Raw genomic sequence first — 26,321 nt, 5'->3', positions numbered from 1 at the left:
CGCAGTTGTGGCGAGCGGGCTTGTCGGAACGCCGCATCGCCCGCGCTGGGCTGCGAAGCAGCCCCAATAAGCCGAATGCGTTGTACCAGATACGCCGCAGCGGCTGGTTTTGGGGCTGCTTCGCAGCCCAGCGCGGGCGATGCGGCGTTCCGACAAGCCCGCTCGCCACGGGGGAGTTCGTCAGTTTCTGAAAGTTGTGTAGATACCTATGCTCATCGCGGGCAAGCCCACACATTTGACCGCATACACCTGTGGGAGCGCGCTTGCCCGCGATGGGCCAGTACAGACACCTACGTCGCCGGCCGAACAGCCTTGATCAACGCCTGCAACGAATACCCCAGGCGTGGCGCCAGCGCCTCGGCCCGCGCAGAAACCGCCGCCAGGTCCAGCGTCTGGTCCAGGTCCGCCGGCACCAGCAGGATCACGTTGCCCTCCTTCACCGGCAATTCCCAATAATGCCGATGATAAAGCCCGCGCAGCAGTGCAGCACCCAGCGGCTTGCCATCATCGGTCGCCCACTGGTTGATCACCAACCAACCGCCGGGGTTGAGTTTCTTCTGGCAGTTTTCCAGGAAGGTCCAGGCCAGGTGGCCAACCCCAGGCCCCACATCGGTATACAGGTCGACGAAAATCAGGTCTGCCGGCTCTGCCGTCTCCAGCAACTCCAATGCATCACCCACGCGGATGTACAACCGCGGGTCATCATCCAACCCTAGATACTCGATAGCCAGGCGCGGCACGTCCGGACGCAGCTCAATGGCCTCGACATCCTCCAGGGGCAGGAACTTGAGGCACGCCTGGGTCAGCGTCCCGGCCCCCAGGCCGAGAAATAGCGCGCTTTCGGGCTGCTCATGGCACAAGGCGCCAATCAACATGGCGCGGGTGTAGTCGTACTCGAGCCAGCTGGGGTCGGCGGTGAACACACAGCTCTGCTCGATGGCATCGCCAAACTCGAGAAAGCGGTAGTCAGCCACTTCCAGCACGCGAATCATGCCGAAGTCATCATGGACCTCAGCCAACAGGCGCTCGACGCGCTCCTCAGTCATTTCATCTCCTAACGGGCCCGGGCACGGGCTCAAGCCGCCTGGTAGCAAGCGGGAAAGGCGCGATTGTCGGCCAAGCAGCGCCAGCAGGTCACGCACTAATTGCTGATAACATGCACGCTCCCGACATTCATTCGAGTTCACGATGAGCCAACCTTGGAGCCCCGACAGCTGGCGCGCCCTGCCGATCCAGCAACAACCCCGCTACCCCGACGCCGCACATTTGCTGCAGGTCGAGCAGAGCCTGGCCAGTTACCCGCCGCTGGTCTTCGCCGGCGAAGCCCGGGAGTTGCGCCGCCAGTTTGCCGAGGTGACCCAGGGGCGCGCGTTCCTGCTGCAAGGTGGCGACTGCGCCGAGAGCTTTGCCGAGTTCTCCGCCGCAAAGATCCGTGACACGTTTAAAGTGTTGCTGCAAATGGCCATTGTCATGACCTTCGCCGCTGGCTGCCCGGTGGTCAAAGTCGGGCGCATGGCTGGCCAATTCGCCAAGCCGCGCTCGGCCAACGATGAAACCATCGACGGCATCACCCTGCCCGCTTACCGTGGCGATATCGTCAATGGCATCGGTTTCGACGAGAAAAGCCGCGTCCCGGACCCCGACCGCCTGTTGCAGTCCTACCACCAGTCCACCGCCACCCTGAACCTGCTGCGGGCCTTCGCCCAGGGCGGTTTTGCCGACCTGCATCAGGTGCACAAGTGGAACCTGGACTTTATCGCCAACTCCGCCCTGGCCGACAAGTACAGCCAACTGGCGGATCGCATCGACGAGACCCTGGCCTTCATGCGCGCCTGCGGCATGGACACCTCGCCACAATTGCGCGAGACCAGCTTCTTCACCGCCCACGAAGCGCTGCTGCTCAACTACGAGCAAGCCTTCGTGCGCCGCGACAGCCTGACCAATGATTACTACGACTGCTCGGCCCACATGCTGTGGATCGGCGACCGCACGCGCCAGCTCGATGGCGCACACGTCGAGTTCCTGCGCGGGGTGAACAACCCGATCGGGGTCAAGGTCGGCCCGAGCATGAACCCCGACGACCTGATTCGCTTGATCGATATCCTCAACCCGGACAACGACCCCGGCCGCCTGAACCTGATCGCACGCATGGGCGCCAGCAAGGTCGGCGATCACCTGCCCAACCTGATCCGTGCCGTGCAGCGCGAAGGCAAGCAGGTGCTGTGGAGCAGCGACCCGATGCATGGCAACACCATCAAGGCCAGCAGCGGCTACAAGACCCGGGACTTCGCGCAGATCCTCAGCGAAGTGAAGGAATTCTTCCAGGTCCATGAAGCCGAAGGGACTTACGCCGGCGGGATCCATATCGAAATGACCGGGCAAAATGTCACCGAGTGCATTGGTGGTGCGCGACCGATTACCGAAGATGGCTTGTCGGACCGCTACCACACCCACTGCGACCCGCGGATGAATGCCGATCAGTCGCTGGAGCTGGCGTTCCTGATTGCCGAGACGCTGAAGCAGGTCAAACGCTAGGACCACGAGGCCCGCTGTGGCGAGCGGCCTCGCCACAGTAGCCCTACCTGCCTGCCTCCATTGCCAGCATCGCCACCCGCAACCGGGCCGCACTGGGCCGCTGACAGTTGATCCGCACCTGTTCCAACCCCAGCCAATCAGCCATCTGCCGCAAATTCAACGCCAACGCCAACATCCCCGCCTCGTCCAACCCCGGCTCTTCTTCGTGCACCGCATGGACCGCCAGCCGCCCGTTGGCGCGCTCGGCCCGTAAATCCACGCGCGCCGCAACCCGTTCGTTGTGCAGGAATGGCAGCACGTAATAGCCGTACACCCTTTTGTCCTGCGGGGTGTAGATCTCCAACCGATAACGGAATTCGAACAGCCGCTCGGTACGGCTGCGCTCCCAGATCAATGAATCGAAAGGCGACAGTAAGGCACTGGCCGTGACTTTGCGTGGGACGCTCGGCTCGGGCAGGCAGTACGCCGGCTGTTTCCAACCCTGGACCTGGCAGGCCTGCAATTGCCCATCCTCGACCAGCTCGGCAAGGCGCCCGCGACTGTCTGCCGGTTCCAGGCGAAAATAATCACGCAGGTCCTTTTCCGTCCCCACGCCCAACGCCGTCGCGGCATGCAGCAGCAACCCACGTTGGGCACTGTGCTCACTCAAGGGCGCCTGTTGCAGAATCGCCGGGGCAATGACTCGCTCGGGCAAGTCGTACAACCGCTCGAAACCACGGCGCCCGGCCACCGTCACCAGGCCGGCGGCGAATAACCACTCCAGCGCGTGCTTCTCGTCACTCCAGTCCCACCAGGGCCCGGCGCGTTCCTGACGGGTCGACAGGCTGCCAGCCCCCAGCGCGCCTTGCTGCTCGACGATGGCCAATACCCGGCGGATGGTGGCCTGTTGCTCGCGTCCAAAACGCGCCATTTGCTGATAGATCCCCTGCCCCTCGGACGCACGTTGCATACGCCAGCGCATCAGCGGATACAGGGCCATGGGCAGCAGCGAGGCCTCATGCCCCCAATATTCAAACAACGTGCGCCGCCGCCCCTGACTCCAGGCGGCCTGTTCGAGCAACAGCGGGGAATAATTGCCCAGGCGGGAAAACAGCGGCAGATAGTGCGAACGCACCACGGCATTGACCGAATCGATCTGCAACACCCCCAGGCGCTCGATCAGGCGGTTGACCTGCACAGCCTTGACCTGCGCTGGCGGTTGGCGCCCGGAAAAGCCCTGGGCCGCCAACGCCATGCGACGCGCCTGCTTAAGGGAGAAACTCAGATCTGCGGGCATGTGCATCTCCTGATTTGGCCCACAGACTGTAGCGCGAAGCCGTCATTTACCCAAAGGATCGTTCCAGGAATGCCGGTGGCGCTCATGCTCGACATCCCTGCGGGTCAAGCCGATATCCTTGAGGGATTCATCACTCAACTCTGCCAGCAATTGCCGCTCGCACTGCAGGGCGTACCAACGTGAAACCCTTTGAAACAGCCCAGCAAAGCGGCGCTTCGCCAGTAACCCTTGATCGATTCGACCTTTCATCATCTCGCCCTCCACTGGGGATGACTAAAGTCTGTGCCTGGCGCTAACATCAATCCAACGAATGTTTTTTATGAAATACATCTCAGAGATTGATCAATTGCCCAACTACCCCAGTATCGATACCGAAGTGCTGCGCACCTTCGTCGCCATTGCCGACCTGGGTGGTTTTACCCGGGCTGGCGAGCAGATCAATCGCACTCAGTCAGCGGTAAGCATGCAGATGAAGCGCCTGGAAGAGGACGTGCTGCAACGCAAGCTGTTCGAGCGTGACGGCCGACAGGTCAAGCTCACGCCCGAAGGCCAGGTGCTGCTGGGGTATGCGCGGCGCATCCTGAAGCTGCACAGCGAGGTGTTCAATACCTTGCGTGAGCCGCACATGGTCGGGCTGGTGCGCATCGGTACGCCGGACGACTACGTGATGCGCTACCTGCCCGGCATTCTCCAGCGGTTTTCCAAGGCGTACCCGTTGATCCAGATCGAGATGCACTGCGAAGGCACGCCAGTGCTGATGCAGCGACGTGACTTGGCACTGACCGTTATCAGTCGTGAACCGGGGAGCGAGGTCGGTGAACTGCTGCGCACCGAGCGTATGGTCTGGGTGGCCTCCCACTGCTTCTGCGTGGACGAACATGAAGTCCTGCCCCTGGCAATTTCCGGCATGGACAGTTATTGCACGCACTGGGCCACCGCGGCGCTGGATGCCGCGGGGCGTCCGTATCGCCTGGCCTATCACAGCTCCAATGGCGTAGCGATTCAAGCGGTAGTCGGTGCAGGCCTGGCCGCGATGGTGATGATGGAAAGCCTGGTCACCGACGATCTGCGCATACTCGGCAACGACGAGGGCTTCGGCACCCTGCCGATGGTCAATTTGCGGCTGTTACGCAATCCCGCCATGGCCTCCCCGATCACCGAATGCCTGGCGCAGTACATTGTTGAGGGCTTCAGACCTTAAAGGTCAACATCACCGCGCACACCACCAGGAAGCCGCAGAACAACCCGCGCAGCAATCGCTCCGGCAACGCGTGGGCGATCTTCACCCCCCAACTGATGCTGAGCAACCCACCAAAGGCCAGGGGCACGCCGATCAGCCAATCCACTTCCTGATGCCAGGCATAGGTCACCAACGTGACGCTGGTACTGGGCAAAGCCAGCGCCAGGGACAAGCCTTGGGCGACCACTTGGGTGGTGCCGAAAATACTGGTCAACACCGGGGTTGCAACCACCGCACCACCGACGCCGAACAACCCGCCCATGGAGCCGGACACCGCCCCCAACACCCCGAGCCACGGCCAGGAATAGCGCATCTGCGGTGACGGTGGCGCATTGCTGGTGACCATGCGCAACAGGTTGTATGCCGACAGCGCCACCAGAAACGCAATAAAGCCAATACGCATGATCCCCGCATCGATCCCCACCGCCCAGATCGACCCCAACCAGGCAAAACAAAAGCCCATGAGCCCCAGTGGCAAGGCATGACGCAGCTCGATCCGATTGCGCTGGTGATAACGCCACAACGCCAGCATCACATTGGGCACGACCATCACCAACGCAGTCCCTTGGGCGATTTGCTGATCCAGGCCGAACAGCACGCCCAGCACCGGGATCGCGATCAGCCCGCCGCCGATGCCAAACAGACCACCAACGGTACCCAGGGCTACGCCCAGCACCACATACATCGCCATATCCACCACAACTACACCCCTGCACCGTCTCAAGCCCTGCATGCTACGCAGTCCCCTCTGGCATGGAAACGCACAGCAACGCACAATGGCTATGCCAGATCCGCATAAGCGAGCCCCCATGAACCCCACCACCTTGACTGATCAACTGGGCCTGTTCCTCGATGTGTTGGAGGCAGGCAGTTTTTCTGCTGCCGCGCGCCGCCACCCCCTCACGCCTTCCGCCGTGGCTCGTCGGATCGACAGCCTGGAAAGTGCCGTCGGTAGCCGGCTCTTCCTGCGCAGTACCCATGCGGTGCTGCCCACGCCGGCAGGCACGGCGTTTGCCGAGCGTGCACGGCGGATTGTCCGGGAGCTGCAACTGGCCCGAGCCGAGGCCGTGTCCTTGAGCCATGCGCCCGAGGGCCTGATTCGCGTGGATGCACCCGCCGCGTTTGGGCGGCGGCACCTGGCGCCCGCAATCGCAGACTTTCTGACGGTCTACCCGGGGCTGGATGTGCACCTGCACCTGATCGACAGCTTTGTCGACATGCAGGGCGAGCACCTGGGCAAGGTTGATCTGGTGCTGCGCGCGGGGCATATCGTCGATACACGGCTGATCGCCACGCCGCTGGCCAGCATCGTGCGCATCGCCTGCGCCAGCCCGGTCTACCTGAAGAACCGCGGCACTCCGACCCATCCCAGCCAGCTCAACGAGCATGATGGCCTGGACTGGGAAGGCTTGGCGCCAACGTTCGCCTGGCGCTTTGAACTCGATGGCCGCAAGAACACCTACCGTCCGCAACGCATCCGCATGAGCGCCAACAATGCCGAAGCCCTGCTATCCGGCGCCCTGGCCGGGCTGGGCATCGCACACCTGCCCACCTGGCTGGCCAGCGAGTATCTGGTGCGCGGTGAACTGGTACCGCTGTTCTGCGAAAACGGCCTGCCTACCGCAGAAACCGCTGGCATCTACGCCCTGCGCCTGGAACAGCAGGCCAACGCCCGCAGCCGCCTGCTGCTGGAGTACCTCAAGAGCCGTTTCAGCCCTGTTCCACCGTGGGATCTGGCGTTACAAAGCGGCTGGGGCTGACCGCTGCCACAGAATTATCTGGCGCGTTAAAGGTTTGGCCGCTAGATTCCACAGCAAATACGTTTTAAGGCACAGCCATGACCGACACTTGCGATTCCCTGCTCCTCAACAACCAACTGTGCTTTGCCTTGCACTCCACATCGTTGTTGATGACCAAGGTCTACAAACCCCTGCTGCAAGCCATTGGCCTGACCTACCCACAGTATTTGGCGATGATGGTGTTGTGGGAAGAAGATGGTTTGACCGTGGGCGAAATCAGTAGCCGCCTGCTGACCGATCCGGGCTCACTGACACCGCTGCTCAAACGCCTGGAAGCCGAGGGCCTGTTGAGTCGCACCCGTAGCCGTAGCGATGAACGCGTAGTCGTCGTAGAGCTGACCGCAACCGGCCGAGCGCTGCGGGACAAGGCCATGGATATCCCCCAATGCATTCTCGGCGCCAGCGGTATGCAGATGGAGCAACTGCAAAAGCTGCAGGCGGATTTGCTGGAATTGCGCAGGAACCTGCAGGGTAGCGTCTGACCCTCACACTGTTTTCGACCGAACATCCCCCCCCTGTAGGAGCTGGCTTGCCGGCGAAAAACCCGAGTGCGACGCTGGGCACCAGGCACACCGCGTTATCGCTCGCGATTTTCGCCGGCAAGCCGGCTCCTACAGGGATTGGGATGAGTTTGGAAATTTATATTGCGCGCTAAACATTTGCGCGATACATTCACCTCGCCACTTACTTAGCGCGCAAACTTTTAGCGCAAACCAAGCCGCGAGGAATCTCCCATGCAAACTCTGTATACCGCAGTAGCCACCGCCACTGGCGGCCGTGATGGTCGTGCCGTTTCCAGCGACAACATTCTCGACGTCAAACTTTCTACACCCAAAGAGTTGGGCGGCGCTGGCGGCCAGGCCACCAACCCCGAGCAGCTGTTCGCCGCGGGCTATTCGGCCTGCTTTATCGGCGCCCTGAAATTCGTCGCCAGCCAGAGCAAACGCAAAATCCCCGATGACGCCTCGATCACCGCCCATGTGGGCATCGGCCAGATCCCCGGTGGTTTTGGCCTGGACATCGACCTTCACGTGTCCCTGCCCGGCCTGGAACAAGATGAGGCGCAAAGCCTGGTGGATGCCGCACACCAGGTCTGTCCTTACTCCAATGCCACCCGTGGCAACGTCGATGTGCGTTTGCATATCACGGTGTGACTGGTCATCAGGTATAAAAAAACCCGACTCTTGGTCGGGTTTTTTATCAGTAACGCCAGAATTACTTCTTGGCGCGACCTTTGTACGAACCACCTTCACGGGTGTCGATCTCGATCAGGTCGTCGATTTCGATGAAATCAGCCACTTGCAGTTCGGTACCGTTAGCCAGCTTGGCCGGCTTCATCACTTTGCCCGAAGTGTCGCCGCGAGCGGAACCTTCGGTGTAGGCAACCTTACGCACGATGGTGGTCGGCAGCTCTACGGAAACCAGGCGCTCTTCGAAGAAAATCGCTTCGCAGACGTCGGTCATGCCTTCTTCGATAAATGGCAGAACGGCTTCGATGTCTTCAGCGTTCAGCTCGTACATGGTGTAGTCGGTGGTGTCCATGAACGTGTAGGTGTCGCCGCTGATGAAGGACAGGGTCGCTTCTTTACGGTCGAGGATTACGTCGTCCAACTTGTCATCGGCGCTGTATACGGTTTCGGTCTTGTAACCGGTCAGCAGGTTCTTCAGCTTGGTCTTCATGATTGCGCTGTTACGACCAGACTTGGTGAACTCAGCTTTCTGAACCAACCAAGGGTCGTTGTCGATACGGATCACGGTACCGGGTTTCAGTTCTTTACCAGTTTTCATTACGAATATCCGAAATTTGGATGGGATTTACAAAAATCAAGGTCGCGTATCATATCCAATTTTCATAAAACTGTACCAGCGCCGTCGCAAGATCAGCCTGCAAGGCCTGTTCCAGACACCATTTTTCGGCGTGCTCGGTCAGTTCCGGCCAATGCCCCAGCAGGATTTTCCAGCTTGAGGCCATATCGCTGTCGGTGTTCCAGACTTGCCATAGGGCGATCAGCGCGGCTTTTGCGGGTGCCGACAGGGCCTGGGTATAGAGCGCGAGGAAGGCATCGAGCTTGTCCAGGTGGATATCTTCGTCCTGGCGGTAGATGTGCCATAGCAACGGGCGCCCAGCCCATTGCGCACGCACAAAGGAGTCTTCGCCGCGCACCGCATTGAAGTCGCAGCACCACAGCAGGCGGTCGTATTGTTCCTGCCGCACGAACGCCAGCACCTGTACCGTCAGCGTCCCGCGCAGGTGAATATCCCCTGCGGCCAACGCCTCCACACCCAACCAGCGCTGCACGTCGCCAAGAATGCGCCCTTCCGGCACCAACAGATGAGTGGCTTGCCCATCAGCCGCCAACACGTCCAGCCAACTGGCCAGCCCGGCGTTTTCATAGGCAAACAGCGACATCAACCGCGCGCCCTTTGCGGGAAAGACGCCCAGCCCTTGCAGGAATTGTTGCCGGCCCTGCAAATCACGCTGAAAGGCCTGGCGCCGCTCGATCAGCCCGGCCTCACGCAGCAAGCCCCCCGTGCCAGGGCGAAATCCCGGGAAGAAGAAATACTTTTGCACACCCTTGAACTTCACCGACGGCAGGCCGTGGCAACCGACCACCCATTCCTCGGCGCTTAAATAGTCGAGGTTCATCCACAGTGGCGAGTGCTCGCACCCCGCCATGGCCTCCATATAGTCATGGGGCAATTGGCAGGCAAATGCGGCAATCACCACATCAGCCGCTGGCGTAGGCGCCCAGTCCTGTGACCAGTGACGTACGTCGACGCCCTCTTGCCACTGCTGGTCCAACTGCACATCCACCTCTGGGCACATGCGCTCGAACGCCCGCAAATCATCGACCCATAGGCGCACAGCGCAGGCGTGTTCTGCTGCCAATTGCCGGGCCAGGCGCCAGGTCACGCCGATGTCGCCGTAGTTGTCGACGACGCTGCAAAAAATATCCCAGCGGGCTTTCATTCCGGGCTCCATCATTCAAAGGCTCGATTGTCCGCATAAATGCCGTCATGCAGAAGGGTTGATCGCGATTATTCTGCACGCTGGCTATGCGACAATCCCTCGCTCACCGCAACCGTCCGCCAGGAGGCCGCCATGTCCGATCGCCCGATGTCGCTGTTCAAACTCAGTATTGCCGTGGCCCTGGGCCTGTGGCTGGGCTTTGTCGCAATCGCGCTGACAGGCTGGCTGGCCTCGCGCTACCTGCTTGAACAACCTGTGGCCGCCGTCACCCAGGCCGTGCAACAACTGGGCACGCCGCCGACCGTGACGCCAGAGCCGCCCAACCAAATGTTTGAGCAATACCAACAGAACCTGCACAAGCAGGAACAACAACAGACGCTGGACCAGGCGCGGGCCAACCCGCGCAACCTGTCCAACCCCAAATGCCAATTCTGGCTCCAGCAGGACCAGAACGCCCCCAGCGACAAGAGCCGGGCCAACGTCCTGCAATTCTGTGATTGAGCCGCAAGCCCCCATGAATAAACATGCCGTCCTCCAGTTGATCCTGGAAAAACTCGCCGCCGACCTGAATGTGGCGCAACGCGCCGCGCAAACCGCCTACGAGACCGCGACCCACGAAGAAAACATCGCCGAGAACAAATACGACACCCTGGGCCTGGAGGCGTCTTACCTCGCCGCCGGGCAAGCCAAGCGCGTGGAGGAAATCAGACAGTCACTGGTGTTGTGCCAAAACCTGAGCCTGCGACCCTACGATGAGCAACGGGGTATCGAAGTAGGCGCCCTGCTCGGCCTCGAAGATGACAACGACCGCCAGCAATGGCTGTTCCTCGCGCCGGACGCGGCAGGCCTGAAAGTCTATGTGGTGGGGCAGTTGGTGACCGTCATCACCCCTCGCTCGCCGCTGGGCAAAAGCCTGCTGGGCAAGTTCGAGGGGGATGAGGTAGAGATACTGGTAGCGGGCGCCCGGCAACAGTTCGTGGTGACCGAGGCCCGCTAGGTCGGTCAGTGAACCGGCAGTTCAACGCCGTCGAACAGCTCTTCCAGTTCCTGCTTGTTGTGGCACTGGATCGCCTTGGCCATGACTTCACGGGTCAGGTGCGGGGCGAACTTCTCGATGAAATCGCACATGAAGCCACGCAGGAACGTGCCACGACGGAAACCGATCTTGGTCACGCTGGACTCGAACAGTTCACTGGCATCGAGCACCACCAGGTCGCTGTCGAGCTTGGTATCGACGGCCATCTTGGCCACGATGCCGACGCCCAGGCCCAGGCGCACGTAAGTCTTGATCACGTCGGCATCAGCCGCGGTGAACACCACTTTGGGCGTGAGGCCGCGATGACTGAAGGCTTCGTCGAGCTTGGAGCGGCCGGTGAAGCCAAACACGTAGGTGACAATCGGATATTCCGCCAGCGCTTCCAGGGTCAGCTTCGGCAGCTTGGCCAATGGGTGCCCCTGGGGCACCACGACGCAGCGGTTCCAGCGATAGCACGGCATCATCACCAGGTCGCCGAACAGCTCCAGGGCTTCGGTGGCGATGGCAAAATCGACAGTACCGTCAGCCGCCATTTCCGCGATCTGCATCGGCGAGCCCTGGTGCATGTGCAAGGCCACGTCCGGGTACTGCTTGATGAACGAACTGATCACCGGCGGCAGGGCATAACGGGCCTGGGTGTGGGTGGTGGCGATCGACAGGGTGCCTTTTTTCTCGTTGGAGAATTCCTGGGCGATCTGCTTGATGCTTTCAACCTTGCGCAGGATCTCACCGGCCGTGGTGATGATGCGCTCACCAGCGGGTGTGACGCGGGTCAGGTGCTTGCCGCTGCGGGCGAACACTTCGACGCCCAATTCGTCTTCGAGCAGGCGGATCTGTTTACTGATACCCGGTTGCGAGGTGTAGAGGCTTTGAGCCGTGGCGGAAACGTTGAGGTCGTGGTGCGCCACTTCCCAGATGTAGCGCAATTGTTGAAGCTTCATATGTGTCCCTCAAAGCAGATAGACGCCACGGATATCAGCGACGGTATATAACTATATTAAAGGTTGGATCGATAAATCTAGAACTTTTTATCGTTTACGCCCCATCACACATCATCACTGCGCCGACACTGCCGCAAAGGCACCAGATAGACCGGTACCCGAGACAACTGCAACACCCGCGCCGCGGTACGTCCCAGTGGCGTCGGGATCCCTGTGCCCTGGCTATGACTCCCTACGATCAACAAATCCACCGAGAGTTTCTGCGCCTGGTCGAGAATCACTTGGGCGGGATCCCCCTGGATCACCCGCACCGAATGAATCGCCTGCAAGTCCTGCTCGCCGTCCTTCAACTCTTCACGAAAACTGTCCAGCATCCGCTGCTCGATGTTCGCCATTACTGTATCGAGCCCCTGGCTCTGCCATTCGCTCAAGGCCTGTTCATCAAGATAGGTTTGAAGCACCGACTCTGCGAACAGCCCGATCGGCTCTACCACATGAATCACATACAGATCCGCCTTGAACGTGCGTGCCATCGCCAGCGCATGCTGCATCACGTAAGGCGCATAAACACCCAGGTCTGAGGCGTACAACATCGACCGAATCATAGAACCTCCCGGGCTGCCAGGATGGCGGGGATTGTTTCAGCTTAGCAGCGCCTCCGCGACTGCGATGAACTTAGCTCTGGACCTGGACTTTTGGCTCATTGCTCACGCCATGGGGCACATGCCCGGTGGCCACAACCTCCCTGGCTTTCTCGCAATGGCCGGCCTGGTCGTCAAAAAACACATCGGCGGCGAACGCCTCAAGGAACGCGGATTTTTCCAGGCCGCCGAGAAACAGCGACTCATCCAGGCGGATGTCCCACTCGCGCAACGTACGGATCACCCGTTCGTGGGACGGGGCCGAACGCGCCGTCACCAACGCCGTGCGGATCGGGCAGGACTCATCGGGGAACTCGCGCTGCAACAGATTGAGGGCGGCCAGGAACCCTTTGAATGGCCCGCCGCGCAGCGGTTCGCGGGCCGCTTGCCGCTCGCTGGCCTGGAAGGCTTCCAGGCCGCCGCTCTGGTAGACGCGCTCGGACTCGTCGGAAAACAGCACCGCATCGCCATCGAAGGCAATCCGCAATTCGGCACTGCAAGCCCGGCGGGCGCCGCCAGACAGAATGGTCGCCGCCGCAAAACCTGCATCCAGTGCGCTGCGCACATCTTCGGCATGGGTGGAGAGGAACAGGTGGCAGCCAAACGCCGCCAGGTAAGGGTGGGGGTTACGCCCACCGACAAAGGCCGCGCGGGAAATATCGAGGCCGTAATGCTGGATCGAATTGAACACGCGCAAACCGGTATCGGCACTGTTGCGCGACACCAGCACCACCTCGACCCGCGCGCGGCCCAGGCTGGCATTGAGGGTCAGGAGTTTCTTGACCAGAGGGAACGCATCCCCGGGCTCAAGGATTTCTTCCTCGTGGTCGATCTGGTACTTGCGGTAGGCCTCGACGCCCTGGGCCAGATAAACCTTGTGGCTTTCGCCCAGGTCGAACAGTGCCCGCGAGGAAATCGCCAGTACCAGTTTGTCGCTCATGCCTTTGGCCATGTCTGTTCCTCAGCCGTTGCGTCGATCAATAAAGCCCAAGGCTTGATACAGCGCCTGCATCCGCGGCATTTCACAGCCGGCGGCCTGGGCGGCAGCCAGCGGACGGGCGTAGATCGCAGCCAGTTCCAGGGGGCGCTGGTGCAGATGATCGTGATACATGCTGGGCCAATAGTCCGTCAAACGCTCGGTCATGTTGAACATCTGCGCGGCGTAGCCAGGTGCGATTTCATGCCCGCATGCATGGGCGCCTTGCACCACTTCGGCCATCAGGCCCTGGATCAATTCCCGGCTGGATTGGTCAGCCATCAACTCCGAGGTATTGGCACCGAGCAGCACCGACAGGCCGTTGTATGGCACATTCCACACCAGCTTATGCCAGCGTGCCTGGTCCAGGTCAGGCATGGCCTGGGAGTCGATCCCGGCCTGGCGAAACAGCCCGGCGCCCTCCTCCACAATCGCCTGGCGGCGGTCTGCATCCTGTGCGGCATTGCCACTGTGATAGCCAAGACTGACCCGGCCCATGGCCTGGTGCTCGACGATCCCCGGCCCGGAACGGTGTACGCAGATATAACAAAGCCCGCCGAGCAAATGCAGGGACTCAGGCAAATGTTCGCGCAGGCCGTCCTCGACACCCAGGCCATTTTGCAACAGCACGACCTTGGCATCCGGCGCCGCCACCTGGGCAATGGTCGGTGCCAGCTCAACGTTGCCGGTGGTTTTGGTGCCCACCAGCAGCCAGTCGCAAGGCGGCATGTCGGCCGCATTGGCATAGGCCTGGACCGGGTGCAGGCTCAAGGCCCCATGCACCGAACTATTGAGTTGCAAGCCACGTTCGCTCACCGCCGCATATTCGCTGCGCAACAGGAAATGCACGTCAAAACCGGCACGTGCCAGCATCAACCCGTAAAAACCACCGATGGCACCGGTGCCGATAATCCCGATGCGCGGCCCAGGTTCAACTGCACTCGTCATGGCAACTCCTCTGGTTCTTGTTGGAGCGCCTCATTTATAGCGTCGCTGAGGTCACTCGGGTTCAGGCCCACCTGTAGTGCGCCGTGGAGTTGACCCTCGCACACTACAAATAAAGCCGGCAAATGAAAGATCCCGTAGCGCGCAACCGCGCCGCCATTGTGCCCAGCGTCGACCCAGCAGATGCGCGCCACCGGCAGATTCCAGCCGGGTAGCTGCTGGCGCGCCCAACGGCAACTGGAACAGCCGACACTGGTAAACACCAGCAGCGAAGCACCAGGCAGCGCCAGCAACTGCTGGTCGATATCCAAATCCGTCAATTCAAACGCTTTCACTCGATCCGCACCACCACCTTTAACCAGGCAACACACTATCAGGCCACACGACAACACGCGCAATTGCCCATTGTCGAGCAGGCTTGTACGCGCTAAGGTTCGGCTCCCCGCTGCATTTAAATCATGCTGTGCTCCGCCGCACGGGGTTCGCTGGCGGCCGGCACCCGTGACCCTGACGAGTAACACGATGGCTGATTTACCGATCAACGACCTAAACGTCGAATCCAACGAGACCCTGATCACGCCCGATCAGCTCAAGCGCGAAATCCCTTTGAGCGACGCTGCCCTGCAGACTGTCACCAAGGGCCGCGAAGTCATTCGTGACATCCTCGACGGCACTGACCACCGCCTGTTCGTGGTGATCGGCCCTTGCTCGATCCACGACCTCAAGGCTGCCCATGAGTACGCCGAGCGCCTCAAGGTGCTGGCTGCGGAAGTGTCCGACACCCTGTACCTGGTGATGCGCGTGTATTTCGAGAAGCCGCGTACTACCGTCGGCTGGAAAGGCCTGATCAACGATCCGTACCTGGACGACTCGTTCAAGATTCAGGACGGCTTGCATATCGGCCGCAAGTTGCTGCTGGACCTGGCTGAAATGGGCCTGCCCACGGCCACCGAAGCCCTGGACCCGATTTCCCCGCAGTACTTGCAAGACCTGATCAGCTGGTCGGCGATCGGTGCACGTACCACCGAATCGCAAACCCACCGCGAAATGGCCTCTGGCCTGTCCTCGGCCGTGGGTTTCAAGAACGGTACCGATGGCGGCCTGACCGTGGCGATCAACGCCTTGCAGTCGGTTTCCAGCCCGCATCGTTTCCTGGGGATCAACCAGGAAGGTGGCGTGTCCATCGTCACCACCAAGGGCAACGCCTATGGCCACGTAGTACTGCGTGGCGGTAATGGCAAGCCCAACTACGATTCGGTCAGCGTGGCCTTGTGCGAACAGGCGCTGACCAAGGCGAAGATCAAGCCAAACATCATGGTTGATTGCAGTCACGCCAATTCCAATAAAGATCCGGCACTGCAACCGCTGGTGATGGAGAACGTGGCCAACCAGATCCTGGAAGGCAACCAGTCGATTATCGGCCTGATGGTCGAGAGTCACCTGAACTGGGGTTGCCAGGCGATTCCAAAAGATCTGGCCGACCTGCAATACGGCGTGTCGATCACCGATGCCTGCATCGACTGGTCTGCCACCGAGACTACCCTGCGCAGCATGCACGCCAAGCTCAAGGACGTATTGCCCAAGCGCAAACGTACCTGACGCACACAAAAACGCCGGGCTAAGCCCGGCGTTTTTTTATGTGCGCATATTTGCTTTCACAGCTTCGCGGCATGGCGCTGGTGGCGCTCCATGTAGCGCTCCACATAGGAACAGGACGGGATCACCGTATAACCCATGCTCTCGGCGTATTGCAGCGCCTCTTCGGTCAGCGCAGCAGCAATGCCGCGCCCACGCAGGGCATTGGGCACAAACGTGCGGTAGATATCCAGGGTCTGCTTCCCCAGGTCCATGTAGGTCAGATAGGCACGATGACCGTCCACATTGGTCTCGAACTGATGACCAGCCTGGTCATGGTGGATGGACAACGCCTCGCTCATCACTACTCCTCGCGGGTCTTGGTTTCTGACCCCTACCTTACCGATGTTTTTCCGGCGAAGGAACATCTACGCCACCCCGTGCCGGTTTCGACAACGAGAAAAGCCCTACAGCACTCACGCCCCGCACCAAGGAATAGTAGGCACCAATCCTGTCATTGCTCAAGGGACGCTCGTCATCCATCAGGCTGGCGGACATAGAAAGGGCTGATCGAACATCCGGTGGTCGATAGCCTGAACATTGCCGGCAGTTGAAGCTTGAGACGAAGCGCCGCTTTTAAAGTCACCTCTACATGCGCGAAAGATGCCCGTCAGCGCCCGGGCAATCTGAACAATAGTATTTGCGCAGATATATAAATTGACATCGGCTTACAACGTTTAACACTTGCCAGGCGGTGCTTTCAGCCTGGATCCAATGTTTGCCTGCGCAGCAAAAACTGGATATTTTTTATACAAACTCGCTAAAGATTAGCCAAAATAGATTCGGCACAAGAATTTTTTTTGCTTCTTGCGCTACGTCAGTTTACTTACTACAAGTAATGGGTAGTATGTACGCCGGCTATTAGCTCACTCTGAGATAGTAGCCATTAAATAGAAAGTCCTTGAAGGGGAACACGATGAACAACGTTCTGAAATTCTCTGCTCTGGCTCTGGCCGCAGTTCTGGCTACCGGTTGCAGCAGCGTCTCCAAAGAAACCGAAGCTCGTCTGACTGCAACTGAAGACGCAGCAGCTCGCTCCCAGGCCCGTGCAGACGAAGCCTACCGTAAAGCTGATGAAGCTCTGGCTGCTGCTCAAAAAGCACAACAGACTGCTGACGAAGCTAACGAGCGCGCTCTGCGTATGCTTGAAAAAGCTAGCCGCAAGTAATAATCCTTCGGGGTTGTTATCAAGCCGATCCATTTTTGGATCGGCTTTTTATTGCCTGGGATTCAGCTATGGATCCAAGGCAATAAAAAGCCCGCCAGGAGCAATCCATGGCGGGCTTCGATTGACGGCAGGTGTTACTGCTGCAAATCGACCGGCATGCCGGTGACCATCGGCGCCGCTCCCGGCTCGCCGATCTGCGCCGGCAAGCCATCTTCGGCCGCGACGACATCACGCACTTCATCCCAGTTGACCCGCAGGTTGTTGGCCAGGTCTTCGCGCTTGAGCATCGCATTGATGACTGCCGTGTGCTTGTCGACCACCGACGGCGTGCCATCGTCGTTCAATGGCGCATGGGCTTCCAGGTAGACCTTGCCGCCGCTGATACCGAACTTGTAGGCATCATTGATGATTCGCACAGGCGTGCCCACCGGGACCATCTTGGCCATCTCCAGCACGTTGTTGTTGAACATGCGGAAGCAGCCATGGCTGGTACGGGTACCAATGCCGAACTTCTTGTTGGAACCATGAATCAGGTAGCCCGGCGTACCCAGGGTGAACTTGAACGGCCCCAGGGGGTTGTCGGGACCTGCCGGCACCACGTTGGGCAACGGGTCGCCGTCGGCAGCGTGCTCGGCCTTGATTGACGCTGGCGGGGTCCAGGTCGGATTGGGAGTCTTGGCGATGATGCTGGTATGGGCAATCGGCGAGCCCCAGCCTTCACGACCGATTCCAAGCGGGAAGGTGTACACCACGTCCTGGCCCTTGGGGTAATAGTACAAGCGGTACTCGGCCAGGTTGATCACGATGCCTTCCCGGGGACCCGGCGGCAAAATGAAACGGGTCGGCAGCACAATCTCGGCCCCGGCACCCGGCAACCAGGCATCGACGCCGGGGTTGGCCGCGACCATCTCCGAATAGCCCAGGTCATAAGTCACCCCCAGGTCGGCAAAGGTATCTTCGTACTTGGCCTTGATCACCTGGACCTGGCCGACAATGTCTTCACCCGGTGGTGGCAGGGGCAGTTGCAGGGCGGCAACAGGACCGGCTGCACACAAGGCAGCGAGAGACAGGCAGCGGGTGACGACAGGCAGGCGCGACAACATCCGGAAAATCCTTCGCAGATCGACGGGGGTAAAATGGCGATTGTAGCGTGTACCTGCCCTTAAAGCTCGAAGCGCAGTTCAGGCCAGATAGGCGGCGTACCCCGCTTTTGCGATTCGAGAATCGCCCGGCACAAGGGGCAGAGGCGCTGGTCCTGGAAGATCGAACGATCCACCGAAGACCAGCGTGGCTGGGCAGGCAGCAATGTGCCGCAAAGCGTGCGATCGATGGTACCGCCCAGCTCCAACTGGCGCGTCACCAGATGCACCTTCACTTCCTGGCAGGCGAACAGATCCAGCTGCTCGTCGGGCTCGATCAGTTGGTAGGCAAACAAGGACCAGGCAGGACGCGACGACATCGGGGGCTCCAAATCGGGGGCGCCACCTTAGCCGAAAGACCGCTGCTAGAAAAGCGTCATAACAGCGGTTTTAGCGTCGGCCAGACATTTTCCAGCAACTTGGCCTGGGCACCGACTGCCGGGTGCAGTTGATCGGCCTGCATCATCTCCGGATGACCGCCCACGCCCTCAAGGAAAAACGGCACCAGCGGAACGTTTTTTTCCTTGGCCAGCGCACCGTAGACTTGGGCAAACGCAGTGGTGTATCGCGGGCCATAATTGGGCGGCAACTGCATTCCCAGCAGCAACACCTTGGCGCCACCGGCCTTGGACTGGTCAATCATCGACGCAAGATTTTGTTGCAATTGCGCAGGCGGCTGCCCACGCAAGCCGTCGTTACCCCCCAACTCGATAACCACCACGTCGGGCTTATGCTCTGCAAGCGCCGCCGGCAGCCGCGCCAAGCCTCCGGCACTGGTGTCGCCGCTGATGGAGGCGTTGACCACTTTATCGGCGAAACCCTCCTTCTTGAGGCGTTGCTCCAGCAGTGCGACCCACCCTTTGCCGGTATCCAGGCCGAAACCGGCACTGATACTATCGCCAACGATCAGGACAGTACCCGCCGCTGCGTTCTGGGCCATGCACATCAAGGCCAGGCCAGCACTCAAAAACCATATTCGCATCGGATTCTCCATGGGCGCATGCATTCTCACCGCGCAGAACCTTAGCAAAGTGGTTCCCAGCGCGGAAGGTGAACTGACCATCCTGCACGAACTGAGCCTGGAACTGAACAAGGGCGATAGCCTGGCTATCGTCGGCAGCTCCGGTTCCGGAAAATCCACGCTCCTTGGCCTGCTGGCCGGGCTCGACCTGCCCAGCAGCGGTGAAGTGACCCTCGCCGGCCAGGCCCTGAGCGTCCTGGACGAGGATCAACGGGCACGTATCCGCGCTGAACACGTCGGTTTTGTGTTCCAGTCGTTCCAGTTGCTCGACAGCCTCAATGCCCTCGAAAACGTCATGCTGCCCCTGGAGCTGGACGGGCGCAAAGACGCCCGCGAGCGCGCCAGGCACTTGCTCGAACGTGTCGGCCTGGGCCAGCGCCTGACCCATTCACCCCGCCAGCTCTCCGGCGGCGAGCAGCAACGCGTGGCGATTGCCCGGGCGTTCGCGGCCGAGCCGGACGTGCTGTTTGCCGATGAACCCACCGGCAACCTCGACAGCCACACCGGCGAGCGCATCAGCGACCTGCTGTTTGAACTCAATAAAGAAAACGGTACCACCCTGGTGCTGGTGACCCACGACGAGCGCCTGGCCCATCGCTGCCGACGCCTGATCCGCCTTGAAGCCGGCCTGATGGTCGAGCCCCTGGAGCCTTGATGGCACGTTTGCCGCTGTTGCGCCTGTTCAGCCTTGCCCTACGCCAGTTATTGCGCGATGCCCGCGCCGGTGAATTGCGCGTGTTGTTCTTCGCCCTGCTGGTGGCCGTGGCCGCCAGCACCGCCATCGGTTATTTCGGGGCGCGGCTCAACGGCGCGATGCTACTGCGCGCCACCGAGTTCCTCGGCGCCGACCTGGTGCTGGAGGGCAGCTCCCCTGCCCGTTCCGAGCAGGTCACCAGCGGCACGCAACTGGGCCTGACGCACGCCAGGGTGGTGGAGTTTTCCAGCGTCATCGCCACCGACAACGGCATTCAGCTGTCGAGCATCAAGGCAGTCAACGAGCAATACCCGCTACGCGGCCAACTGAAAAGCGCGGCCGAACCGTTCGCCGAAGAAACCTCGGGCGGCGGGCCGAAAGCCGGTGAAGCCTGGGTCGAGGCACGTCTGCTGACAGCACTGGACCTGAAAGTCGGCGACAGCATCGACGTGGGCATGAAAACCCTGCGCCTGGCGCGCGTCCTCACCTATGAGCCGGATCGGGCGGGCAACTTCTATAGCCTCACCCCTCGGGTGATGATCAACCTGGCTGACCTGGAGGCCACCGGCGTAGTGCAGCCGGGCAGCCGGGTCAGCTACCGCGAGCTGTGGCGTGCGCCACCAGCCAGTACCGCCCTGCAGACCTATCGCGACCAGATAACGCCGGGGCTGGCCGCCAACCAGCGCCTGCAGGACGCACGGGACGGCAACCAGCAGATCGGGGGTGCCTTGGGCAAGGCCGAGCGCTACCTGAACATGGCCAGCCTGGTTGCCGTGCTGCTGTCCGGGGTGGCCGTGGCGCTGTCGGCGAACCGCTTTGCCAGCCGCCGCTTCGACGCCAGCGCACTGTTGCGCTGCCTGGGCCTGTCGCGCCGGGAAACCATGCTGTTGTTCAGCCTGCAGCTGACGGTCCTGGGCTTGCTGGCCAGCCTCGCCGGCGCGGCATTGGGCTGGCTCGCACAATTGGGGCTGTTTTACCTGCTGCACGACCTGCTGCCGGCAGACGTACCGCCGGGTGGGCTGCTACCCGCCGTAGCCGGCATCGGTACCGGGCTGGTGGCCCTGGCCGGTTTTGCCCTGCCCCCTCTGGCAGCCCTGGGCCGAGTGCCGCCGCTGCGGGTATTGCGTCGCGACTTGCTGCCGATCCCCTCCAGTACCTGGATGGTGTATGGGGCCGCGTTGTTTGCCCTGGGCCTGATCATGTGGCGCCTGAGCCTGGACCTGGTGCTGACCTTCGCCCTACTGGGCGGTGGGGTTATCGCCGCGTTGATCCTCGGGGGCCTGCTCCTGCTGTTGTTGCAAAGCCTGCGCCGCCTGCTGGCACGCGCCGCCCTGCCCTGGCGCCTGGGGCTGGGCCAGTTGTTACGCCACCCATTGGCCGCGGCGGGCCAGTCCCTGGCGTTTGGCCTGATCCTGCTATCGATGGGTTTGATCGCCTTGCTGCGTGGCGAGTTGCTGGACACCTGGCAGAACCAGTTGCCAAAGGATGCTCCCAACTATTTCGCCCTCAACATCCTCCCGGCCGACAAGGACGCCTTCGGTGCCCGCCTGCTTGAACTGCAGGCGCAGGCAGCGCCCTTGTATCCCGTGGTACCGGGACGCCTGATCAGCATCAACGGCGAGCCGGTGCAGGAAATTGTCAGCAAGGACTCCAGTGGCGATCGTGCGATACAACGGGACCTGAGCCTGACCTGGGCCGCCAACCTGCCCCCAGGCAATACCCTCACATCAGGCACCTGGTGGTCGGATCAGCCGGGCGATGCCATACCAGGCGTGTCGGTCGAGGCCAAGGTCGCCGACAGCCTCAAGCTCAAGCTCAACGACCACCTGATCTTCACCGTTGGCGGGGAAAACCGTGAGGCCCGCGTCACCAGCCTGCGGGAGATCAACTGGGACAACTTCCAACCCAACTTCTTCATGATCTTCCAACCGGGCACCCTCAAGGACCTGCCGGCCACCTACCTGACCAGCTTTTATCTGGCCGCCGGCCATGACCAGCAGATCGTCGATCTGTCCCGAGCCTTTCCGGCAGTGACCATCCTGCAGGTCGAGGCGCTGCTGGCCCAATTGCGCAGCATCCTGGCCCAGGTCACGTTGGCCGTGGAGTACGTGCTGCTGTTTGTCCTGGCGGCTGGCATGGCGGTGCTGTTCTCGGGCCTTCAGGCCACCCTGGACGAACGCATCCGCCAAGGCGCCTTGTTGCGCGCCCTGGGGGCGGAACGCAAGTTGCTGGTCAAGGCCCGGCGGATCGAGTTCGGGCTACTGGGTGCGGTCAGCGGACTGCTGGCGGCGCTGGGTACCGAACTGGTGACGCTGGTCCTGTATCGCTATGCCTTCGACCTGGTCTGGCACCCCCATCCGTGGCTGCTGGTGCTTCCGCTGATTGGTGCCGTGTTGATCGGTGGTGCCGGGGTATTCGGTACGCGTCGGGCGTTGAACGCCAGCCCGCTGGCGGTATTGCGCGAAGGTTGAAACAAAAAAAGCCGGCTCCCCCCCTGGGAGCCGGCCTTACTACAGGCGTCATCGCCAGCAAGTCGGCTGCTACTTGATGTACTCGATGCCGGTGATCCACCAGCACACTTCACCGCCTGGCGTCTGCACAATGGCTTCATCGTCCACCTCTTTGCGCAGCAATGCCCTGGCCATGGGTGAGTCGATGGAAATGTAGTCCATGCGCTCATAAATCTCGTCATAGCCCACGATTCGAAAACGCTTGGTCTCCCCCTGCTCGTTTTCGATATCCACCCAAGCCCCGAAGAACACCTTGCCCTCCTGCTCGGGCATGTATTCCACCACGCGCATATCTTCCAGGCGTTTGCGCAAATAACGCACCCGACGATCGATTTCGCGCAGCAGTTTCTTGTTGTACTGGTAGTCGGCGTTCTCGCTGCGGTCTCCCAGGGAAGCTGCCCAAGTCACTTTGCGCGTGGTATCAGGACGCTTTTCTCGCCACAGGTAATCAAGCTCCTTCTTCAGCGCTTCATGACCTTCTTTGGTAATCAGCTTGGTACTCAAAAGCGTCACATCCCCCGCAAACTTCCATTGGTTCAAACCAGCGCTACACCCACCAAAGATGCACTGGCTGCCTGACGGCAACTGGTCGGCCTTGATAATAAATGAACGCCAGAAAGTAGCCAGGCCTGATTCCCAGGGTCAACCGGGACCAGGCAAACTGCCTGCATCCACGCCGCGCTGCACCTCGACCTTTTGCTCGGGAAACAAGGTGGCGTCCAGGCGATTCAACACCGCCTGCAGATCGCCCCTCAGGCTCGATAACTGCCCCATGTTGCTCGCCAGTTGCTCAGCCTGTTGCTGGGTCGCACGGTCCAGCGCCTGCAGCCTGAACGACTCATCTTCGATCTGACGTGCCCAACCCTCCAGACGGCGTTGTTCTGCCTGCTGCACCTGCGCCTGGTGCTCTTCACGCCCCTTTAACGCCAGGGTTCTTTGCTGCAAGTCAGTTTCCAGCGCCGCCAACTGTTGATTGGCCTGCGCCAATGCGTTTTTATCCCTTAGCAACTGGGTTCTCTGCTGCTCAAGTTCCTCCTGCTGCTCAAACGCCGCACGCTTCTGTTGCGTCAACTCTTGCGCCACCCGGGCAAGATTGGTCAGCGTGGTATCCACCTCATGCAGGGTCGCCTGATCCGGCACCAGGGATGGCGGGACGACTTCGGCAGGTGCCACAGGCTCCTGCACTCGCGGAGCCGGTTCCTCGGGCTGCGGCGCCTTCGTCGGAGTAGGTAATGGCTCCACAGGGATTAACGCCGGCAGCACTACGGCCGGTTCCTCGTCCGGCTCCTGCGTCACAGCCTCATTACGATTTGCCGGATTGGGCGGCGACACCATTTTTGACGAGAAACGAATGGACGGCACTATCAACTCGGCGCTCTCGATCGCAGGCAGGCCAATGACTGAAGTCCCCAGGGTGATGACCTTCATCACCAATACCTTCTTGATCATCAGCGAGTGGTGATCTTCAGGCCTCGCCGTCGGTAGCTTGCTGCCCTTCAAGTCAATGAAGTGATAGGCCACCTGTGACGCCGAGCAATTGCCATCCTTGACCCCGGATGCGGTGGCCAGGGTGATGATCTGCTTGAGCACGCTCATCGCCAGTTGCAGGTTCTCCTTGGACTCGATCCCTCCTAGAAAATACCGCTCGGCCTTTCTGCGCAGTGCAGCGATATAGACCCGCGAACTCCCAGGCTCAACCTCTTCGTCCAGGCTATAGACAAGAAAGTTCGCAGCGATTTGCGGTACCGCAAAGCAACAGAGCAATGCACCGTTAACCGGGGAATCATGACCAGAATGTTCAAGAACAAGAGTACGCAGAAGCATCATGAGTATCGGACTCCTTTACGGTAGTACTTCATATACACGCCATCTATGAAATCAAAATCAACATATCACCAAGAACAACACAATTGTTTCAGCGAGTGATTGAGGCACATGTAGGACTTACCTTATTCCAGCGACTCAGCGTTTCCAAACGCCCCTATTGAACGTACCATTTTTTAACAAAGCAGCGCCTTAAACACTTGATCAGTACTTTTTCCCACAACGTTCGGCAATTCTCAAACCGAAGACACTGGCTTATAGAGCCCCGTCTACTCAGCATGCCCCGGCAAACAACCAAGTAGAAAAGCCCAATGATCGAAATAACAAATCTAACAAAAAAAACAGGACAGACGATTGCCATCGACAACTTGACGTTCAGCGTTCCCTCCCGGGAATGCCTGGGATTGTTTGGACATGAGGGCGCAGGCAAAAGCACATTGCTCAAATTGCTCTCAGGCGCAATCAAGGCAACTTCCGGCACCATAAAAATACATGACACAAATATCTCAACCCACCCCATAAGAGCGAAAAAAATAATAGGTTATCAACCTGAAGCGGCACTCGGCCACGGCAACATGACAGTCAAGAACTTCCTCGGTTTCATCGCCGAAGTTCGCGGGCTGCGTGGCCTGCAAAAGCGCAAGATGGTGGACCGGGCAATCACCCGCCTAGAGCTCTGGCGAGTACTTGACTCACCTATCGCCACCCTTCCTGCGGGGCACCAACGCAAAGTGGCGCTGGCCCAAGCCATCCTGCATGACCCCAGGTTGCTGTTACTCGATGAGCCCACAGCAGGCCTGGACCCCTTGCAAAAGCAAAAGGTCGGGACGCTCATCCAGTCCCTGGCCGAAGACATGACGGTAATTGTCGCCTCGCGCAATCCCGAAGAGTTCTCGTGTATTTGTCAACGGGCGCTGGTTATGGCCGAGGGCAGATTGCTCGCCGATGCCCCCGTCAGCGAGCTACAGCGCAGTTCGCACTATTACCAGGCAATCACCCTGGCCGCCGATGCCCCCCTCGACCTGCTGGCGCTGGCCGTGCTCCCGGGAGTGGCCGGCATAGAGGAAGACCGGCATAGCGCCGGCAGCGTGACCGTGCTCGCGATGCCGGGGCAAATCATCTATCCACACGTCAATGCCCTGGTCGCCAACCGTCGCTGGAAGATCAATACCTTGAGCCTTGAGCCGGGGCGCCTGAGCGATGTCATCCACCACATGAGCCAGGAGGCACTCAATTGAAACGTCTACCCGTGATATTCAAGCGGCAACTAAGCAGTTACTTGTCGAGCCCGACCACTTACTTAAGCATCGCGACTTTCTTGATTGCCAACACTGTGCTCGGCTTGTTTGTAGGAAACTTCCTGGAAAAAACTCCGGAAAACTTACACGCTTTTTTTCAGTTCCATCCTTGGCTTTACCTTTTTTTCATTCCTATTATTTCAACACTGCTTTGGGCGAACGAGCACAAAGACGATGCATTTTGCTTTACAAGCACCCTGCCAGTCTCCGCCCTGGAGCTGACACTGGGAAAATTCCTGGCCGCCTGGACACTCTGTGCGCTCACGATTTTATTGAACTTCCCATTGGTCATTACCATAAATTATCTGGGCATCGCGGACAATTCGACCATCTTGGCTCAGTCCATCGGGAGTTGGCTACTGGCAGGTGCTTATCTTTCATTCGCCTGCCTAATCTGTGTACTGGCCTATAATCGTCTGATTATTTTTGTGATCACACTCGCGCTACTATTTGCAGTAAGCACGCTATCGCTAGTTCTGGATATGTTGGACCATCAGGCGCCCATCTGGCTGATCGATAGTTTGATTTCACTCAACCCACAGATACGTTTCAGCTCGATAGATAGCGGCCTTCTGACGCTGCATGACACGTTGTACTTCATAAGCATGATCATTGCGTTCCTCACCGCAACCACCCTTACTTTAAATTTCAGGAAAAGCTGAGAAAGGAACC

The 26,321-nt window shown here is 60.0% G+C and carries 30 protein-coding genes; 13 read left to right on the top strand and 17 right to left on the bottom strand.

Annotated features, from left to right (window positions below; genetic code table 11):
* Nucleotides 1-290: 290 nt before the first annotated feature.
* On the bottom strand, nucleotides 291-1,046 hold the full coding sequence (locus GDV60_RS09965) for a spermidine synthase (RefSeq protein WP_029298032.1): 756 nt from the start codon (nucleotides 1,044-1,046) through the stop codon (nucleotides 291-293).
* A gap of 142 nt (nucleotides 1,047-1,188) precedes the next feature.
* On the opposite strand from GDV60_RS09965, the gene GDV60_RS09960 reads away from it, so the two are divergent.
* Nucleotides 1,189-2,535 (top strand): class II 3-deoxy-7-phosphoheptulonate synthase, encoded by a 1,347-nt coding sequence (locus GDV60_RS09960; RefSeq protein WP_029298031.1) that lies wholly within the window; start codon nucleotides 1,189-1,191, stop codon nucleotides 2,533-2,535.
* Between the two features lie 43 nt (nucleotides 2,536-2,578).
* Here GDV60_RS09960 and GDV60_RS09955 read toward each other — a convergent pair whose 3' ends face one another.
* Together GDV60_RS09955 and GDV60_RS09950 are read right to left on the bottom strand one after the other, a co-directional pair.
* Nucleotides 2,579-3,811 (bottom strand): winged helix-turn-helix domain-containing protein, encoded by a 1,233-nt coding sequence (locus GDV60_RS09955; protein WP_159907007.1) that lies wholly within the window; start codon nucleotides 3,809-3,811, stop codon nucleotides 2,579-2,581.
* A 42-nt stretch (nucleotides 3,812-3,853) separates the two neighbouring features.
* A complete protein-coding gene (locus tag GDV60_RS09950) occupies nucleotides 3,854-4,063 on the bottom strand; it encodes a DUF1127 domain-containing protein (protein ID WP_133715657.1) in 210 nt (69 codons plus the stop codon).
* A 67-nt stretch (nucleotides 4,064-4,130) separates the two neighbouring features.
* Between GDV60_RS09950 and GDV60_RS09945 the strand changes: the two genes are divergently transcribed.
* Nucleotides 4,131-5,012 carry a LysR family transcriptional regulator gene (locus tag GDV60_RS09945; RefSeq protein WP_159907005.1) on the top strand — a complete coding sequence of 294 codons (882 nt, stop codon included), beginning with the start codon at nucleotides 4,131-4,133 and terminating at the stop codon, nucleotides 5,010-5,012.
* Here GDV60_RS09945 and GDV60_RS09940 read toward each other — a convergent pair.
* On the bottom strand, nucleotides 5,002-5,751 hold the full coding sequence (locus tag GDV60_RS09940; protein WP_159907004.1) for a sulfite exporter TauE/SafE family protein: 750 nt from the start codon (nucleotides 5,749-5,751) through the stop codon (nucleotides 5,002-5,004). The genes GDV60_RS09945 and GDV60_RS09940 overlap by 11 nt on opposite strands.
* 109 nt (nucleotides 5,752-5,860) lie before the next feature.
* On the opposite strand from GDV60_RS09940, the gene GDV60_RS09935 reads away from it, so the two are divergent.
* The 3 genes from GDV60_RS09935 to GDV60_RS09925 all read left to right on the top strand — a co-directional run bounded on the left by GDV60_RS09935 (nucleotide 5,861) and on the right by GDV60_RS09925 (nucleotide 8,004).
* Nucleotides 5,861-6,811: a LysR family transcriptional regulator gene (locus GDV60_RS09935; protein WP_104911987.1), complete on the top strand. Its 951-nt coding sequence runs from the start codon at nucleotides 5,861-5,863 to the stop codon at nucleotides 6,809-6,811.
* Nucleotides 6,812-6,888: 77 nt separating this feature from the next.
* Nucleotides 6,889-7,332 (top strand): MarR family winged helix-turn-helix transcriptional regulator, encoded by a 444-nt coding sequence (locus GDV60_RS09930; RefSeq protein ID WP_159907003.1) that lies wholly within the window; start codon nucleotides 6,889-6,891, stop codon nucleotides 7,330-7,332.
* 252 nt (nucleotides 7,333-7,584) lie between these two features.
* A complete protein-coding gene (locus GDV60_RS09925) occupies nucleotides 7,585-8,004 on the top strand; it encodes an organic hydroperoxide resistance protein (protein ID WP_070995455.1) in 420 nt (139 codons plus the stop codon).
* Between the two features lie 61 nt (nucleotides 8,005-8,065).
* On the opposite strand, the gene GDV60_RS09920 is transcribed toward GDV60_RS09925, so the two are convergent.
* Nucleotides 8,066-8,638, bottom strand: coding sequence for an elongation factor P (locus GDV60_RS09920; RefSeq protein WP_029298017.1), 573 nt, complete (start codon nucleotides 8,636-8,638; stop codon nucleotides 8,066-8,068).
* A 49-nt stretch (nucleotides 8,639-8,687) separates the two neighbouring features.
* Nucleotides 8,688-9,821 carry an elongation factor P maturation arginine rhamnosyltransferase EarP gene (gene earP / locus GDV60_RS09915; protein WP_159907002.1) on the bottom strand — a complete coding sequence of 378 codons (1,134 nt, stop codon included), beginning with the start codon at nucleotides 9,819-9,821 and terminating at the stop codon, nucleotides 8,688-8,690.
* A 132-nt stretch (nucleotides 9,822-9,953) separates the two neighbouring features.
* On the opposite strand from earP, the gene GDV60_RS09910 reads away from it, so the two are divergent.
* Nucleotides 9,954-10,322, top strand: a complete 369-nt coding sequence (locus tag GDV60_RS09910; protein WP_092235220.1) for a hypothetical protein — start codon at nucleotides 9,954-9,956, stop codon at nucleotides 10,320-10,322.
* A gap of 13 nt (nucleotides 10,323-10,335) precedes the next feature.
* Entirely contained in the window at nucleotides 10,336-10,818 is a 483-nt protein-coding gene (locus GDV60_RS09905; protein WP_092235217.1) for a GreA/GreB family elongation factor, read from the top strand.
* Between the two features lie 5 nt (nucleotides 10,819-10,823).
* On the opposite strand, the gene cysB is transcribed toward GDV60_RS09905, so the two are convergent.
* From cysB to GDV60_RS09880, 5 genes are all read right to left on the bottom strand, one after another.
* Nucleotides 10,824-11,798 (bottom strand): HTH-type transcriptional regulator CysB, encoded by a 975-nt coding sequence (gene cysB / locus GDV60_RS09900; RefSeq protein ID WP_010176165.1) that lies wholly within the window; start codon nucleotides 11,796-11,798, stop codon nucleotides 10,824-10,826.
* 104 nt (nucleotides 11,799-11,902) lie between these two features.
* On the bottom strand, nucleotides 11,903-12,403 hold the full coding sequence (locus GDV60_RS09895; protein WP_104911983.1) for a universal stress protein: 501 nt from the start codon (nucleotides 12,401-12,403) through the stop codon (nucleotides 11,903-11,905).
* A gap of 70 nt (nucleotides 12,404-12,473) precedes the next feature.
* Nucleotides 12,474-13,391 carry a 5'-nucleotidase gene (locus tag GDV60_RS09890; RefSeq protein ID WP_029298003.1) on the bottom strand — a complete coding sequence of 306 codons (918 nt, stop codon included), beginning with the start codon at nucleotides 13,389-13,391 and terminating at the stop codon, nucleotides 12,474-12,476.
* Between the two features lie 9 nt (nucleotides 13,392-13,400).
* Nucleotides 13,401-14,363, bottom strand: a complete 963-nt coding sequence (locus GDV60_RS09885; protein ID WP_070995450.1) for a putative 2-dehydropantoate 2-reductase — start codon at nucleotides 14,361-14,363, stop codon at nucleotides 13,401-13,403.
* A complete protein-coding gene (locus tag GDV60_RS09880) occupies nucleotides 14,360-14,737 on the bottom strand; it encodes a hypothetical protein (protein WP_029297997.1) in 378 nt (125 codons plus the stop codon). Before GDV60_RS09880 ends, GDV60_RS09885 begins: the two co-directional genes overlap by 4 nt.
* A gap of 145 nt (nucleotides 14,738-14,882) precedes the next feature.
* Here GDV60_RS09880 and GDV60_RS09875 point away from each other — a divergent pair, with 145 nt between their 5' ends.
* Nucleotides 14,883-15,959 carry a 3-deoxy-7-phosphoheptulonate synthase gene (locus tag GDV60_RS09875; protein WP_029297994.1) on the top strand — a complete coding sequence of 359 codons (1,077 nt, stop codon included), beginning with the start codon at nucleotides 14,883-14,885 and terminating at the stop codon, nucleotides 15,957-15,959.
* Nucleotides 15,960-16,015: 56 nt separating this feature from the next.
* Here GDV60_RS09875 and GDV60_RS09870 read toward each other — a convergent pair whose 3' ends face one another.
* The gene (locus GDV60_RS09870; RefSeq protein ID WP_029297992.1) at nucleotides 16,016-16,297 is read right to left on the bottom strand and encodes a GNAT family N-acetyltransferase; all 282 of its coding nucleotides are present in this window, start codon (nucleotides 16,295-16,297) and stop codon (nucleotides 16,016-16,018) included.
* A 614-nt stretch (nucleotides 16,298-16,911) separates the two neighbouring features.
* On the opposite strand from GDV60_RS09870, the gene oprI reads away from it, so the two are divergent.
* Entirely contained in the window at nucleotides 16,912-17,163 is a 252-nt protein-coding gene (gene oprI, locus GDV60_RS09865) for an outer membrane lipoprotei OprI (protein WP_003172710.1), read from the top strand.
* Nucleotides 17,164-17,297: 134 nt separating this feature from the next.
* On the opposite strand, the gene GDV60_RS09860 is transcribed toward oprI, so the two are convergent.
* From GDV60_RS09860 to GDV60_RS09850, 3 genes are read right to left on the bottom strand one after another with little or no spacing between them, the layout of a single operon-like run.
* The gene (locus tag GDV60_RS09860; protein ID WP_159907001.1) at nucleotides 17,298-18,266 is read right to left on the bottom strand and encodes a L,D-transpeptidase family protein; all 969 of its coding nucleotides are present in this window, start codon (nucleotides 18,264-18,266) and stop codon (nucleotides 17,298-17,300) included.
* 59 nt (nucleotides 18,267-18,325) lie between these two features.
* The gene (locus GDV60_RS09855; protein WP_029297976.1) at nucleotides 18,326-18,622 is read right to left on the bottom strand and encodes a hypothetical protein; all 297 of its coding nucleotides are present in this window, start codon (nucleotides 18,620-18,622) and stop codon (nucleotides 18,326-18,328) included.
* Nucleotides 18,623-18,678: 56 nt separating this feature from the next.
* Nucleotides 18,679-19,284, bottom strand: a complete 606-nt coding sequence (locus GDV60_RS09850) for an arylesterase (protein WP_133715662.1) — start codon at nucleotides 19,282-19,284, stop codon at nucleotides 18,679-18,681.
* Between the two features lie 10 nt (nucleotides 19,285-19,294).
* Between GDV60_RS09850 and GDV60_RS09845 the strand changes: the two genes are divergently transcribed.
* Together GDV60_RS09845 and GDV60_RS09840 are read left to right on the top strand one after the other, a co-directional pair.
* The gene (locus GDV60_RS09845; protein WP_029297972.1) at nucleotides 19,295-19,978 is read left to right on the top strand and encodes an ABC transporter ATP-binding protein; all 684 of its coding nucleotides are present in this window, start codon (nucleotides 19,295-19,297) and stop codon (nucleotides 19,976-19,978) included.
* Nucleotides 19,978-22,488: an ABC transporter permease gene (locus GDV60_RS09840; protein WP_104911979.1), complete on the top strand. Its 2,511-nt coding sequence runs from the start codon at nucleotides 19,978-19,980 to the stop codon at nucleotides 22,486-22,488. The genes GDV60_RS09845 and GDV60_RS09840 overlap by 1 nt, the downstream gene beginning before the upstream one ends.
* 69 nt (nucleotides 22,489-22,557) lie before the next feature.
* Here GDV60_RS09840 and greB read toward each other — a convergent pair whose 3' ends face one another.
* Together greB and GDV60_RS09830 are read right to left on the bottom strand one after the other, a co-directional pair.
* Nucleotides 22,558-23,031, bottom strand: coding sequence for a transcription elongation factor GreB (gene greB, locus GDV60_RS09835; protein WP_029297967.1), 474 nt, complete (start codon nucleotides 23,029-23,031; stop codon nucleotides 22,558-22,560).
* 138 nt (nucleotides 23,032-23,169) lie between these two features.
* Nucleotides 23,170-24,354: a hypothetical protein gene (locus GDV60_RS09830; protein WP_178121278.1), complete on the bottom strand. Its 1,185-nt coding sequence runs from the start codon at nucleotides 24,352-24,354 to the stop codon at nucleotides 23,170-23,172.
* Nucleotides 24,355-24,662: 308 nt separating this feature from the next.
* Here GDV60_RS09830 and GDV60_RS09825 point away from each other — a divergent pair, with 308 nt between their 5' ends.
* Both GDV60_RS09825 and GDV60_RS09820 read left to right on the top strand, forming a co-directional pair.
* Nucleotides 24,663-25,589 carry an ABC transporter ATP-binding protein gene (locus tag GDV60_RS09825; protein WP_159907000.1) on the top strand — a complete coding sequence of 309 codons (927 nt, stop codon included), beginning with the start codon at nucleotides 24,663-24,665 and terminating at the stop codon, nucleotides 25,587-25,589.
* Entirely contained in the window at nucleotides 25,586-26,311 is a 726-nt protein-coding gene (locus GDV60_RS09820; RefSeq protein WP_104911976.1) for an ABC transporter permease, read from the top strand. The genes GDV60_RS09825 and GDV60_RS09820 overlap by 4 nt, the downstream gene beginning before the upstream one ends.
* The last annotated feature ends 10 nt before the right edge of the window (nucleotides 26,312-26,321 follow it).

This window comes from Pseudomonas sp. DTU12.1 (genome assembly GCF_009873475.1).
Taxonomy (GTDB): Bacteria; Pseudomonadota; Gammaproteobacteria; order Pseudomonadales; family Pseudomonadaceae; genus Aquipseudomonas; species Aquipseudomonas proteolytica.
The sequence above is the reverse complement of the archived record's forward strand: the minus strand, read 5'-3'. Positions and strand labels throughout refer to the sequence as shown.

Bases quoted from the DNA above. Each gene is read 5' to 3' on its own strand.
- earP (WP_159907002.1), bottom strand. From the start codon at position 9,821: ATGAAAGCCCGCTGGGATATTTTTTGCAGCGTCGTCGACAACTACGGC.
- cysB (WP_010176165.1), bottom strand. From the start codon at position 11,798: ATGAAGCTTCAACAATTGCGCTACATCTGGGAAGTGGCGCACCACGAC.
- GDV60_RS09875 (WP_029297994.1), top strand. From the start codon at position 14,883: ATGGCTGATTTACCGATCAACGACCTAAACGTCGAATCCAACGAGACC.
- GDV60_RS09945 (WP_159907005.1), top strand. From the start codon at position 4,131: ATGAAATACATCTCAGAGATTGATCAATTGCCCAACTACCCCAGTATC.
- GDV60_RS09895 (WP_104911983.1), bottom strand. From the start codon at position 12,403: ATGATTCGGTCGATGTTGTACGCCTCAGACCTGGGTGTTTATGCGCCT.
- GDV60_RS09855 (WP_029297976.1), bottom strand. From the start codon at position 18,622: ATGTCGTCGCGTCCTGCCTGGTCCTTGTTTGCCTACCAACTGATCGAG.
- GDV60_RS09905 (WP_092235217.1), top strand. From the start codon at position 10,336: ATGAATAAACATGCCGTCCTCCAGTTGATCCTGGAAAAACTCGCCGCC.
- GDV60_RS09840 (WP_104911979.1), top strand. From the start codon at position 19,978: ATGGCACGTTTGCCGCTGTTGCGCCTGTTCAGCCTTGCCCTACGCCAG.
- GDV60_RS09885 (WP_070995450.1), bottom strand. From the start codon at position 14,363: ATGACGAGTGCAGTTGAACCTGGGCCGCGCATCGGGATTATCGGCACC.
- GDV60_RS09925 (WP_070995455.1), top strand. From the start codon at position 7,585: ATGCAAACTCTGTATACCGCAGTAGCCACCGCCACTGGCGGCCGTGAT.
- GDV60_RS09830 (WP_178121278.1), bottom strand. From the start codon at position 24,354: ATGATGCTTCTGCGTACTCTTGTTCTTGAACATTCTGGTCATGATTCC.
- oprI (WP_003172710.1), top strand. From the start codon at position 16,912: ATGAACAACGTTCTGAAATTCTCTGCTCTGGCTCTGGCCGCAGTTCTG.
- GDV60_RS09910 (WP_092235220.1), top strand. From the start codon at position 9,954: ATGTCCGATCGCCCGATGTCGCTGTTCAAACTCAGTATTGCCGTGGCC.
- GDV60_RS09860 (WP_159907001.1), bottom strand. From the start codon at position 18,266: ATGTTGTCGCGCCTGCCTGTCGTCACCCGCTGCCTGTCTCTCGCTGCC.
- GDV60_RS09825 (WP_159907000.1), top strand. From the start codon at position 24,663: ATGATCGAAATAACAAATCTAACAAAAAAAACAGGACAGACGATTGCC.
- GDV60_RS09920 (WP_029298017.1), bottom strand. From the start codon at position 8,638: ATGAAAACTGGTAAAGAACTGAAACCCGGTACCGTGATCCGTATCGAC.
- GDV60_RS09870 (WP_029297992.1), bottom strand. From the start codon at position 16,297: ATGAGCGAGGCGTTGTCCATCCACCATGACCAGGCTGGTCATCAGTTC.
- GDV60_RS09890 (WP_029298003.1), bottom strand. From the start codon at position 13,391: ATGGCCAAAGGCATGAGCGACAAACTGGTACTGGCGATTTCCTCGCGG.
- GDV60_RS09935 (WP_104911987.1), top strand. From the start codon at position 5,861: ATGAACCCCACCACCTTGACTGATCAACTGGGCCTGTTCCTCGATGTG.
- GDV60_RS09950 (WP_133715657.1), bottom strand. From the start codon at position 4,063: ATGATGAAAGGTCGAATCGATCAAGGGTTACTGGCGAAGCGCCGCTTT.
- GDV60_RS09955 (WP_159907007.1), bottom strand. From the start codon at position 3,811: ATGCCCGCAGATCTGAGTTTCTCCCTTAAGCAGGCGCGTCGCATGGCG.
- GDV60_RS09845 (WP_029297972.1), top strand. From the start codon at position 19,295: ATGGGCGCATGCATTCTCACCGCGCAGAACCTTAGCAAAGTGGTTCCC.
- GDV60_RS09930 (WP_159907003.1), top strand. From the start codon at position 6,889: ATGACCGACACTTGCGATTCCCTGCTCCTCAACAACCAACTGTGCTTT.
- GDV60_RS09965 (WP_029298032.1), bottom strand. From the start codon at position 1,046: ATGACTGAGGAGCGCGTCGAGCGCCTGTTGGCTGAGGTCCATGATGAC.
- GDV60_RS09960 (WP_029298031.1), top strand. From the start codon at position 1,189: ATGAGCCAACCTTGGAGCCCCGACAGCTGGCGCGCCCTGCCGATCCAG.
- GDV60_RS09850 (WP_133715662.1), bottom strand. From the start codon at position 19,284: ATGCGAATATGGTTTTTGAGTGCTGGCCTGGCCTTGATGTGCATGGCC.